At 29.4% G+C, this 13,223-nt stretch carries 9 protein-coding genes and 3 tRNA genes; all 12 read left to right on the forward strand.

Going from position 1 to position 13,223, the window contains the following annotated elements; all coding sequences use genetic code 11:
• Positions 1–14: 14 nt before the first annotated feature.
• Positions 15–91 (forward strand) — tRNA-Met (locus tag J2Z53_RS12330).
• 7 nt (positions 92–98) lie between these two features.
• A tRNA-Leu gene (locus J2Z53_RS12335) sits at positions 99–187 on the forward strand.
• A 384-nt stretch (positions 188–571) separates the two neighbouring features.
• Positions 572–2,968, forward strand: a complete 2,397-nt coding sequence (gene spoIIE, locus J2Z53_RS12340) for a stage II sporulation protein E (protein ID WP_209797785.1) — start codon at positions 572–574, stop codon at positions 2,966–2,968.
• Between the two features lie 115 nt (positions 2,969–3,083).
• On the forward strand, positions 3,084–4,484 hold the full coding sequence (tilS, locus tag J2Z53_RS12345; RefSeq protein ID WP_209797786.1) for a tRNA lysidine(34) synthetase TilS: 1,401 nt from the start codon (positions 3,084–3,086) through the stop codon (positions 4,482–4,484).
• Positions 4,485–4,486: 2 nt separating this feature from the next.
• The gene (gene hpt, locus J2Z53_RS12350; RefSeq protein ID WP_209797787.1) at positions 4,487–5,026 is read left to right on the forward strand and encodes a hypoxanthine phosphoribosyltransferase; all 540 of its coding nucleotides are present in this window, start codon (positions 4,487–4,489) and stop codon (positions 5,024–5,026) included.
• A gap of 92 nt (positions 5,027–5,118) precedes the next feature.
• Complete coding sequence (gene ftsH / locus J2Z53_RS12355; RefSeq protein WP_209797788.1) at positions 5,119–6,921, forward strand: ATP-dependent zinc metalloprotease FtsH; 1,803 nt, start codon at positions 5,119–5,121, stop codon at positions 6,919–6,921.
• 196 nt (positions 6,922–7,117) lie between these two features.
• Positions 7,118–8,788 (forward strand): formate--tetrahydrofolate ligase, encoded by a 1,671-nt coding sequence (locus tag J2Z53_RS12360; protein WP_209797789.1) that lies wholly within the window; start codon positions 7,118–7,120, stop codon positions 8,786–8,788.
• A gap of 127 nt (positions 8,789–8,915) precedes the next feature.
• Positions 8,916–9,695 (forward strand): type III pantothenate kinase, encoded by a 780-nt coding sequence (locus J2Z53_RS12365; protein ID WP_209797790.1) that lies wholly within the window; start codon positions 8,916–8,918, stop codon positions 9,693–9,695.
• A gap of 11 nt (positions 9,696–9,706) precedes the next feature.
• Positions 9,707–10,687 carry a tRNA dihydrouridine synthase DusB gene (gene dusB / locus J2Z53_RS12370; protein WP_209797791.1) on the forward strand — a complete coding sequence of 327 codons (981 nt, stop codon included), beginning with the start codon at positions 9,707–9,709 and terminating at the stop codon, positions 10,685–10,687.
• 275 nt (positions 10,688–10,962) lie between these two features.
• On the forward strand, positions 10,963–11,445 hold the full coding sequence (greA, locus tag J2Z53_RS12375) for a transcription elongation factor GreA (protein ID WP_209797792.1): 483 nt from the start codon (positions 10,963–10,965) through the stop codon (positions 11,443–11,445).
• Positions 11,446–11,463: 18 nt separating this feature from the next.
• A complete protein-coding gene (gene lysS, locus J2Z53_RS12380) occupies positions 11,464–12,969 on the forward strand; it encodes a lysine--tRNA ligase (protein ID WP_209797793.1) in 1,506 nt (501 codons plus the stop codon).
• A gap of 163 nt (positions 12,970–13,132) precedes the next feature.
• A tRNA-Asn gene (locus J2Z53_RS12385) sits at positions 13,133–13,207 on the forward strand.
• Positions 13,208–13,223 lie beyond the last annotated feature (16 nt).

A 13,223-nucleotide genomic window follows, 5' to 3' on the forward strand; every position in this document is an offset into this window, starting at 1 on the left:
CCGCAACCAAATTTGGCGGAATAGCTCAGTTGGCTAGAGCATTCGGTTCATACCCGAAGTGTCGTAGGTTCAAGTCCTATTTCCGCTACCAATTACCTGCCGAAGTGGCGGAACTGGCAGACGCACAGGACTTAAAATCCTGCGGTGGTTAAACACCGTACCGGTTCGATTCCGGTCTTCGGCACCAAAAGATCTAAGAATGTCTTCTTAGATCTTTTTTTTGTGCATAAAAATAATTATTGTGCTAACAAACTTTAAATAAGAAATTTGCTATGTAGTTTTTGAGATATTATACATAAAAAATAATTTAATATATAACAAATTTATATATATAATGACAAAAATAAAAAAGTATAAAAACATTTAAAAAGTATTGAAAATAAAAGGTTTTAGTAGTTTTTTATAAAGTTAGAATAAAATATCGAAAAATAATATTAAACATAGAAAATTAAGAATATAGATGAATAATGTCCTATAAAACTTTAAAATGATTGCAGAAAATTACATATATCGAGGAAATTGCTTGTTATAATTAAATTACAATTTATGGAAATTACAAGGAGGAAGATATATGCAGTACAGACTTAATCAAAATACAGTTGAAGGAATTGAAGAAAATATATTGGATAAAAGTAGATTAGAATTTAAAAGCGAATTTGCTAAGTTATGCGTCATTTTCATAACAATAATATTGTTAAGCAGAGTAACTATATTAATTGGAGAAGGTGATGTATCAGGTATATCTCCTTTTGGACTAGCTTTTTTTATTAGTGTAATCTTAAGTGGAGATAGAAATAAGATAGTAGTTGCGGGTGCAGGAGCATTAATTGGATATTTCACAATAAATGTTACATTAAAAGATGGTCTTATGTATTTAAGTACAGCACTTATTTTATTAGGATTTAGTCTTATTGCAGATAAGATTAAAAAGAGAATAAATGAGAGGCACTTATTACTTATAGTTTTTTTTAGTAATGTAATTTATGGATTAACTATAAGCAATTATGATTTTGGTGTGAATATAACAATTTCAGGACTTAATACAATTTTAATTCTTCCAGCATACTACATTATAAATTATGCTTTAAAGTGCGTAGGTGAATATAATTCAAATTACTTTTTTAATATAGAAGAAATTATAAGTATTTCAATAATAATATGTTTAATGGCTTCAGGGATAGGCGGAGTGACAGTAGTGGGAATAAGTTTAAGGACCATAGTTTGTATAGCTACAGTGATTTCAATAGCTTACATAGGTGGAGTTTCAAATGGAGCTGCTATTGGTATATCTATGGGTGTTGTAATTGGAATAACAGCAGGGGATATGATAAGTGGAATAGGATTATATGGTAGCATTGGATTAATGGTTGGTTTATTTAAGGAAACTGGAAAAATATTTTCATTTTTATCATCAATAATGGTGTATCTTATAATTTCATTATACTCACAAGGGTTGCATATTGAAGGAATTATAGAAGTGCTATTAGGTGGAATATTATTTTTAATATTACCTAAGAAACTTTTAAATATGTTAGAAATGGAATTATGTAATGATACTAAAGTAGATATTATAAACGAGGAACATTTAAAACAAGTAAAAGGTGAATTCACTAAAAAGGTGCAAGGTTTTGAAAGTGTATTAAATCAGATGGAAAAATCATTAAATAATATTTCTGAGAATAATAATCTATCATATAAAAATAGAAGCACAGCTTTAATAGAAAATTTAGCAGATAGAGTTTGTAGCAGATGTTCAGAGTGTAATAAATGTTGGAATAGAGAATTTAATCAAACATATACAGCTTTTGAAGTATTGATAAAAGAAAGAGAAGAAGGTAGAGATAGTTTCCCTATAGAACTTGAAAAGAAATGCGTTGAAAAAGGAGATCTTATAAGGAATACAGATGACTTAATAAATATATCAAATGGAAACGAAATAACTAGAAGAAAGTTAGAAGAAGGAAGGAAACTTGTAGCAAGTCATATAAGAAATATTTCAAATAATTTAAATGATATGATAGTAGATTTTAAGAGAGATATTACGTGGGGTTTAGAACTTGAGAAAATAGTAAGAAAAGAATTAAATAGAAATTCAATAAACTATAAAGATGTATTTTGCTTTACAGATAAGGGTGGAAGAATAAATATAAAAATAAAAATGGCAAATTGTTTGGATGGAGATTACTGTAGTAAAAATATACTTCCGACTGTTAATGATATAATGCGAATACCAATGATGATTAATGAGGATGGATGTAGAATTTCTCCTGACAATAAAGAATGTACAATATTAATACAAGAAATGCCTAAATATAAGATAGCTTCATATGCTGGAATGAGAGCTAAGGAAGGAGAACAATATACGGGAGATACTTATACGTTTGGTAGAATGGATGATGGAAATTATATAACTATTTTAAGTGATGGAATGGGATCTGGTCCTGAAGCAGGAAAAGAAAGTAAAATAACAGTGGATTTGGTTGAAAAGTTTGTAGAAGAAGGTTTTGAAATTGAGTCAGCATTAAACACTGTAAATTCTATAATGAATATGAAATTTGAAGAAGATGAAAAGTTTGCAACGCTGGATTTAAATTTAATAGACTTATATAGCGGGAAAATATCCTTCTATAAAGTTGGTGCAGCTGCAAGTTTCATAAAAAGAGGAAATAAAATAAAGAAAATATCATCTAATATGCCGCCTTTTGGTCTTGTTGATAAGATGGAATTGGAAAGTGTTGAAGAAAGAATAAAAGGTGGAGATATAATAATAACTTTAAGCGATGGAGTTTTAGATGTAGATAAAAATGGTGTAGGAGATTCAAAATGGCTTGAAGATTATTTAAGAAACAAAGGAAATAACCCAAAGGAGCTTGCTCAAGATATATTAGAATATTCTAAGGAAATTAACAATGGAAAAATAAAAGATGATATGACGATTGTAGTTTCTAAGGTTTATTCTGTATATTAAAATATGGTATATTAGTAATAAAAGCTGGCTTATAGTCAGCTTTTATAATTTTAATGTTACAAAAGTTGTAATTTAATGTATGATATAAATAAAGTTATACATGGGATGTGATAAAATGATAAATGATTTTATAAATTATATAGAAGAAAATGAACTTTTAAATAAAGGTGATAAAGTATTAGTTGGATTATCAGGAGGTCCAGATTCAGTTTGTTTATTACATTTATTAAATACTGTAAAGGATAAATATTCATTAGAAATAGGAGCTGCTCATATAAATCATATGCTAAGAGGTAAGGAGGCTATGATAGATGAGGAATATGCAAAGAAATTATGTAAAACTTTAAATATTAAATTTTATAGTATAAGGCTTGATATAAATAAAATTGCAAATGATAGAGGAGTATCAACAGAAACAGCAGGAAGAGATGAGAGATACAAATTTTTTAATGATATAAAAAATAAAGAAGGCTATACAAAAATTGCTACAGCCCATAATGCAAATGATCAAGCGGAAACTATACTTATGAGGATAATGAGAGGAACGGGATTAGAAGGCTTAGGCGGAATACCAGTAGAAAGAGATGGTATATATATAAGACCTATATTATTTTTAGAAAGAGATTCCATAGAAAAGTATTGTGAAAACAATAATTTAAATCCTAGAATAGACAAAACTAATTTAGAAAATATATATAGTAGAAATAAGATAAGATTAGATATTTTACCTTATATGAAGAAAAATTTTAATAATGATATAGTAAAGGCTATAAACAGAATGAGTTTATTGCTTCAAGAAGATAATGAGTTTATAAATAACGAGGCAATAAAAGCCTTTAATAAATATTGTAGTTTAAAAAATAATGAAATAATTATAAATAGGGAATTATTTGATAAAGAAAAGGCCATAATTACTAGAGTAATAAGAAAATCTTTAACTACACTTTCAAAAAGTACTTATGATTTTGAGATGAAACACGTAAAAGAAGTAATAAATCTTAAAGATATAGGTACAAATAAAAGAATAGATTTACCTAATGGTATATATGCTGAAAATATATATGGTGAAATATATATAAAAGAAAAAGATTCATTAATAAATAAAAATAATGAATATAGTGAGGTAAAAATAAAAAAGGAAGATTTAAATGGATTAAAAATAGATTTTTTAGGTTGTTTAATTGAATTTGAAGTTAGTTTAAGAGAAAAAAATTTAAAATTTAACAATAATGACTTAATTAAGTATTTTGATTATGATAAAATTAATGAGTATGTTACTTTTAGAAAAAGAAAAAATGGAGATAGGATAACTCCTCTAGGAATGAATGGAAGTAAAAAATTAAAAGATATTTTTATTGATATGAAAATTCCTAAGGATTATAGGGATAATATTCCTATTATGCAAATTGACAATGAAATTGCTTGGGTACTAGGAGTTAAAACTTCTAATACATATAAAGTAACAAAAACAACAAATAAAATTCTAAAAATAATATGTAAAAGAGAGGAATTATAACCATGAGAGAAGATATAAAAGAAATATTATTTAGTGAAGAAGATTTATCTAAAAAAGTTAAGGAATTAGGTGCTCAAATAAGTAAAGACTATGAAGGAAAAGATTTGCTTGTAGTTGGAGTTTTAAAGGGATCAGTTTTATTTGCATCAGATCTTATAAAAAATATAACTATTCCTTGTGAAATAGATTTTATGGCAGTTTCAAGTTATGGAAATTCAACAGAAACTTCAGGGGTTGTTAGAATACTAAAGGATTTAGACCATAGCATAGAAGGAAAACATGTATTAATAGTTGAAGATATAGTGGATAGTGGAATAACTTTAAATTATCTATTAAAATACTTAAAAGCAAGAAAAGCTGAAAGTATAGAAATAGTATCATTACTTAATAAACCAGAAAGAAGAACTGTAGAATTAAACGTTAAGTATATTGGATTTGAAGTTCCTAATGAATTTATTGTTGGATATGGAATTGATTATGCTGAAAAATATAGAAACTTGCCTTATATTGCTGTGTTAAAAGAGGAAGTATATAAAAAGTAAAAATCATATTATATTGCTTTAAAGTTAATTATTGTAATTAAAAAGTTCCTATGATAAAATTTAAAATAATTGAAAAGAGAGGGGGGCCTTGAATGAAAAAATATTCAAGTGCAGCTGTATGGATTGTTACATTAGCGGTGCTGATTTTTGCTTCAGTTGCTATGTGGGAAACAGGAAATAAAGCAGATACTATTTCATATAGTTCATTCCAGCAAAAATGGACGTCTAATGAAATATCTAAAATATATGTCCATGATGATAAGATGACTATAGACGGTGTTATGAATAATAACGAAAAATTCGTAACATATGTGCCTGAACAAATATTAACAAAATTAATTGCAGATAATTCTAAAAATAACGTTAAGGTTGATTTTGAAAAACCTTCAAATAGTGGGGCATGGTTATCTCTTATACCAACAGTTCTTATGGTAGTATTATTTTTAGTCCTTCTATTTGTTATGACACAACAATCTCAAGGCGGAGGCGGTGGAAGAGGAGTTATGAACTTTGGTAAAAATAGGGCTAAAGTTGCTACTCCAGATTCTAAAAAGGTAACATTTAAAGATGTTGCAGGAGCTGATGAAGAGAAACAAGAATTAGCTGAAATTGTTGATTTCTTGAAAGAGCCAACAAGATATACTCAAATGGGAGCTAGAATACCTAAAGGAGTTCTTTTGGTTGGACCACCAGGAACAGGTAAGACTTTACTTGCTAAAGCAATAGCAGGAGAGGCTGGAGTACCTTTCTTTAGTATATCAGGTTCAGATTTTGTTGAGATGTTTGTAGGTGTTGGGGCATCAAGAGTTAGAGATTTATTTTCAGATGCTAAAAAGAATGCTCCTTGTATAGTTTTTATAGATGAAATAGATGCTGTAGGTAGACAAAGAGGAGCAGGTCTTGGTGGAGGTCATGATGAAAGAGAACAAACTCTTAATCAATTGCTTGTTGAAATGGATGGTTTCGGAATGAATGAAGGAATCATAATGATAGCAGCCACAAATAGACCAGATATATTGGATCCAGCACTTTTAAGACCAGGTAGATTTGATAGACAAATAGTAGTAGGAGCACCTGATGTTAAAGGAAGAGAAGAAATACTTAAAGTTCATACAAGAAAGAAACCTTTAGCAGATGATGTTAAATTAGATGTTCTAGCTAAAAGAACTCCAGGTTTTGCAGGAGCTGATTTAGAGAATCTTACTAATGAAGCGGCACTTCTTGCAGTAAGAAGAGGAGATAAGGCTATTACAATGACAGATATGGAAGAAGCTATAACAAGAGTTATAGCTGGTCCAGAAAAGAAAAGCAGAGTTATTAGTGAAAAGGATAGAAAACTTACTGCGTATCATGAAGCTGGGCATGCAGTAGTGATGAGATCTTTAGAATATTCAGATCCAGTTCATGAAATAAGTATAATACCAAGAGGTAGAGCTGGTGGATATACTATGCATTTACCAGATGAAGATAGATCATATACTTCAAAACTTAGATTAAAGGATGATATGGTTGGACTTCTTGGAGGAAGAGTTGCTGAACAAATTATTCTTGGTGATATTAGCACAGGAGCTAAGAATGATATAGACAGAACTAGTGCTATTGCTAGAAGTATGGTTATGGAGTATGGAATGAGCGAAAAATTAGGAACTATTTCATATGGATCTGACCAAAATGAAGTTTTCCTTGGAAGAGACCTTGGTAGAGGAAGAAATTTCTCAGAAGAAATAGGTGCAGAAATTGATAAGGAAGTTAAAAAATTTGTTGATGAAGCATATATAAGAGCTGAATCAATACTTAGAGAAAATGTTAATAAATTACATGCTGTGGCTAAGGCGCTTCTAGAAAAAGAAAAATTAGAAGGTACTGAGTTTGAAGAAATATATAAAAATTCATAAAAGAATTCTGCTTACGCAGGATTCTTTTTATTATACAAACTAAGCATATACGAATATTATACAATTATTAAATATAAATGTTCGAAAAATTAGCTTTAAAAATATTAAAGTAGATGTTATACTCTTAATATATAGAATATAATAAAAAATAATTATATATAACCGAATATTAATAAAAGAAGAGAGGTTAGAAATAATGAAAAGTGATATTAAAATAGCTCAAGAAGCTCAAATTGAACCTATAGTAAAGATAGCAGAAAAATTAGGTTTAAAAGAAGATGATATAGAACTATACGGAAAATATAAATGCAAAATTTCATTAGATATTTTAAAAAATAATGAGAATAAAAAGGATGGAAAGCTAGTTTTAGTAACAGCTATAAATCCAACTCCAGCAGGAGAAGGAAAGTCAACAGTTACAGTAGGACTTGGAGAAGCACTATGTAAAATGGGAAAAAATGCAGTAATAGCTCTTAGAGAACCATCACTTGGACCGGTTTTTGGGATAAAAGGTGGAGCAGCTGGTGGTGGATATGCACAAGTTATTCCTATGGAAGATATAAATTTACACTTTACTGGAGATATGCATGCAATTACATCAGCTAACAATTTATTATCAGCAGCTATAGATAATCATATTCATCAAGGAAATGATTTAAGAATTGATTCAAGAAGAATAGTTTTCAAAAGAGTTATGGATATGAATGATAGAGCTCTTAGAGAAGTAGTTGTAGGACTTGGTGGTAAAGCTAATGGATTTTTAAGAGAAGATGGATTCATGATAACTGTAGCTTCAGAAATAATGGCAATACTTTGCTTGGCAGAAGACTTAAGTGATTTAAAGGAAAGAATGGGTAATATAGTTGTTGCTTATAACTTAGATGGGGAACCTGTTTATGCAAAGGAACTAGGAGTTCAAGGTGCTATGGCACTACTAATGAAAGATGCTATTAAGCCTAACCTTGTTCAAACATTAGAAAATACTCCAGCTATTATTCACGGAGGACCTTTTGCAAATATAGCACATGGATGTAACTCAATAATAGCAACAAAGTTAGCATTAAAACTTGGAGATATTGCTATTACAGAAGCTGGATTTGGAGCAGACCTTGGAGCAGAAAAGTTCTTAGATATTAAGTGCAGATATGGTGGATTAACTCCAGATTGTGTTGTTGTAGTTGCAACAATAAGAGCATTAAAACATCACGGTGGAGCTAAAAAGGATGAATTAAGTATTCCAAATGTGGACTTATTAAAAAAAGGAGTTTCAAATTTGGATAAACAAATAGAAAATATTAAAAAATATAATGTACCAGTAGTAGTTGCAATAAATAAATTTACTTCAGATAGTGAAGAAGAAATACAATTTATTAAAGATTTTTGCAAGGGAAAAAATGTTAGAGTAGCACTTTCAGATGTTTGGGCAAAAGGTGGAGAAGGTGGAATTGACCTTGGAAATGAAATAATTGATGTTTTAGAAAATGAAAAATCAGATTTTAAAGTATTATATAATGAAAATGATAAAATTGAAGAAAAGATACTTAACATAGCAAAAGAAATATATGGAGCAGATGGTGTAAGTTATACTCCACAAGCAAAAAAACAAATTCAAGAATTAGAAAAATTCTCTCTTGATAAATTACCAATATGTATGGCAAAAACACAATATTCATTATCAGATAATCCAAGTCTTCTTGGAAAACCTGAGGGGTTTGATATAACAGTTAAGGAAGTAAGAGTATCAAATGGAGCAGGATTTATAGTAGTTTTAACTGGCAATGTAATGACTATGCCAGGACTACCAAAAGTTCCAGCTGCAAATAACATGGATATATTAGATAATGGCGAGATAATAGGTTTATTTTAATAAGGTGCTAAACCCTTGACAAATACCACTGAATTGTTAAAATTATATTGTTAAAATTAAGTTATTTTATCATAATAAAAGCAGCTTCAATTATGGCTGCTTTTAACTATATTAAGGTGGTGCTTTTATGATTTTGCTTGTCGATGTAGGGAACACAAATATCGTTTTAGGAGTTTGTAAAGAAGATAAATATATAGCTAGTTGGAGAATATCAACTGATGCGAAAAAAACATCGGATGAACTTAGTATTCAGGTTATGCAATTATTTTCGCAACATGATTTAAATCCAAAAGATGTAAAGGGAATAATAATATCTTCGGTTGTTCCTAATATAATGCATTCATTAGAAAATATGATAAGAAAATGTTTTTGTAAAGAACCTATAATAGTAGGCCCTGGAATAAAAACTGGAATTAATATAAAGTATGATAATCCAAAAGAAGTTGGAGCAGATAGAATAGTAAATGCTGTTGCGGCTTTTGAAATATATAAAAAACCAAGTATAATAATTGATTTTGGAACAGCAACAACATTTTGTGCAATAACAGAAAAGGGAGATTATTTAGGTGGATGTATTGTTCCTGGAGTAGGCATAGCATCAGATGCTTTATTTGAAAGAGCAGCAAAGCTACCAAGAATAGAACTTGAAGTACCAAAAAATATTATTTGTAAAAATACAATTGTAAGTATGCAAGCAGGTATTTTATATGGATATATTGGGCAAGTTGAATATATAGTAAAGAAAATGAAAAAAGAAATGTTAAATACATGTAATGAAGAACCAACAGTTATTGCAACAGGTGGACTTGCAAATTTAATTGCAAAGGAAACAAAAGAAATAGATATAGTTGATGTTGATTTAACATTAGAAGGCTTAAGATTAATATACAATAAAAATAAGGAGTAATACTCAAAGCGATGAAGATAGGAAACCTAGAATTTAAGAATAATGTATTTCTAGCACCTATGGCAGGAGTTACAGATATATCATTTAGAGGTCTTTGTAAAGAACAAGGTTGTGGACTTGTCTACACAGAGATGGTTAGTGCAAAAGCATTATATTATGGTAGTGAAAACACTAAACAACTTCTTAGAATTTCAGAGGAAGAAATGCCAGTAGCAGCACAAATATTTGGAAATGATCCAAAGATTATGGTTAATGTAGTAAAGGAATATTTAAATAAGAGAGATGATATTTGTATAATAGATATAAATATGGGGTGTCCAGCTCCTAAGATAGTCAAAAATGGAGAAGGTTCAGCTCTTATGAAGAATCCAGAACTTGCAGGGCAAATTGTACGAGAGATAAAAGAAGTGTCATCAAAACCTGTAACGGTAAAGTTTAGAAAAGGGTTTGATGAGGATAATATAAATGCTGTCCAATTTGCATTAGCACTAGAAGAAGCTGGAGCAGATGCTATAGCTATACATGGTAGGACTAGAAAACAAATGTATGAAGGAAAAGCAGACTGGAATATTATAAAGGATGTTAAAGATAATGTTAAAATACCTGTTATAGGAAATGGAGATGTTTTTACACCAGAGGATGCTTTAAAAATGAAAAATCTTACTAATTGTGATGGTATAATGATTGCAAGAGGAAGTATGGGTAATCCGTGGTTATTTAAACAAATCCAAAGGATTCTTCAAGGGGAGAAACTTAAAGAGATAACTCCAGAAGAAAAAATTGATATGTGTATAAGACACTATGAATTAGCAATAAAATATGATGGAGATTATAAAGCTATAAGAGAAATGAGAAAACATGCATCATGGTATATAAAGGGACTTCCAAGGTGTACAGAAGTTAGAAATGTTATGAATACATTAGAAAATAGTGGTGATGTAATGAAGCTTTTAATAAGTTATAAGGAAAGTCTTAAAAATTTTAAAAGGTAAAAATAATAGATGAGCTTTTGAATAATTTATTCAAAAGTTACATTATTTTTCAATATAATTAAAATTAAGGTCTATTTTTATGAATAAAGTAGTATATAATAGGTATCATATACTATTGATAAAGCTTTTGTAAAAGCTAATTTGTTGACATATTATGGGCCCTGCTTTATAATGTTTTAAATGAATTTCAATATTATATAGGGCTAGAAATTAATATGGCGTAAATATTAAATAAAAAAACAAACCAATGGAAGGTTTTTGAAGGGGAGTTAAATATGAGCGAACAAAAAAAATTTGTAATGACTTATGATGGTGTTAAGAAACTTGAAAACGAGTTAGAATATTTAAAGACTGTTAAAAGAAAAGAAATTACAGAAAAGATAAAGGTAGCATTAGGATACGGAGATTTAAGTGAAAATTCAGAATATGACGAAGCTAAAAACGATCAAGCGTTTACTGAAGGTAGAATAATTCAATTAGAAAATATGCTTAAAAATGCTGAAGTTGTAGATGAAGAAGAAATACCATCAGATGTTGTTTCAGTTGGTGCAAAAGTTAAGGTTAAAGATTATGATTTTGATGAAGAGGTTGAATACACTATAGTAGGTTCAGCTGAGGCAAATCCAATGGAATTTAAAATATCAAATGAATCACCAGTTGGAGCAGGTTTATTAGGTAAAAAAGTTGGAGATATTGTAGAAATAGCAGTACCTGATGGTGTAAGTAAATACGAAATCTTAGAAATAAGTAGAGCATAGATAACGGAGGGATAATTAATGTCAACTGAAGAAATGAATATACAAGAGCTTGAAGCTCAGTTAAGTGAGCAAGAAGCACTTAGAAGAGAAAAGCTAGCAGAATTACAAGCAGCGGGTAAAGATCCATTTGATGTATATAAAGTGGAAAGAACACATAGTTCAAAACAAGTTAAAGACAACTATGATGAATTAGAAGGCAAAGTTGTAACAGTAGCTGGAAGAATTATGTCTAAGAGAGGACAAGGAAAAGTTGTATTCTCTGATATACATGATAGAGATGGAAAAATTCAATTATTTATTAAAATTGATGCAGTTGGAGAAGAAAATCTAAAAGCGTATAAAAGCTTTGATTTAGGCGACTGGGTTGCTGCAACAGGAGAAGTATTTAAAACAAGAACTGGAGAAGTTACAGTTAAGGTTACAGATTTTATATTAACTTGTAAGTCTTTAAAACCATTACCAGAAAAATTCCACGGATTAAAGGATCCAGATTTAAGATATAGACAAAGAGAAGTAGATATAATAACAAATCCTGAAGTAAAGGATACTTTTATAAAGAGATCACAAATTATAAAAGGAATAAGAGAATTCTTAGATAATAAAGGATTCTTAGAAGTAGATACTCCAATTTTATCACCAATAGCTGGAGGAGCTGCTGCAAAACCATTTATAACTCACCATAATGCATTAGATATAGATATGTACTTAAGAATTGCAACTGAGTTATATTTAAAAAGATTAATAGTTGCTGGATTTGAAAAAGTTTATGAAATGGGTAAGAACTTCAGAAATGAAGGAGTTTCAATAAGACATAATCCAGAATTTACTGCTATAGAATTATATCAAGCATATGCAGACTATAATGATATGATGGAAATTATGGAAAATATGGTTGCTTATGTATGCGAAAAAGTAAATGGAACAACTAAAGTAATGTATGAAGGAACAGAAATAGACTTTAAGCCACCATGGAGAAGAATAACTATGGTTGATGCTGTTAAAGAATTTGCTGGAATAGATTTTAATGAAATAGCTTCAGATGAAGAAGCTCAAGCTATTGCAAAAGAAAAGAATTTAGAATTCCCAAAACCACTTGATAAGGTAACTAAGGGAGATGTTCTTAATGCATTATTTGAGGAATATGGAGAATCTAAGTTAATACAACCAACATTCTTAATTGATTATCCAGTAGAAATTTCACCTCTAACTAAGAAAAAGAGAGGAAGTGAAATGTTTACTGAAAGATTTGAAGGATTTGTATACGGTAGAGAAGTATGTAACGCATATTCAGAACTTAATGATCCAATAGTTCAAAGACAAAGATTTGAACAACAAGCTAAGGAAAGAGAATATGGAGATGATGAAGCATACATGCTAGATGAAGAATTTATGAGTGCTCTAGAAACAGGTATGCCTCCAACAGGTGGACTTGGAATAGGCGTTGATAGATTAATCATGTTCTTAACTGATTCATCATCAATAAGAGACGTAATACTATTCCCAACAATGAAACCAAGTAAATAATAAAAATTTAAATAAAGACATCTCATTATGAGGTGTCTTTTTATTATTATAATTATTATGAAATTAGCTTAATTGATCAATTAAATCAAATAAATAAAAATAATATTAAAAAAACAGTTGCAATTTAATGAAAAGGTGATATAATATCAAATGTAGCAAATATTCCGCGATAGCTCAATGGTGGAGCATTCGGCTGTTAACCGACAGGTTGGAGGTTCGAGTCCTCTTCGCGGAGCCATTTTTATTTTAAAATA

The organism is Clostridium moniliforme, from assembly GCF_017873235.1.
GTDB classification, from domain to species: Bacteria; Bacillota; Clostridia; order Clostridiales; family Clostridiaceae; genus Clostridium; species Clostridium moniliforme.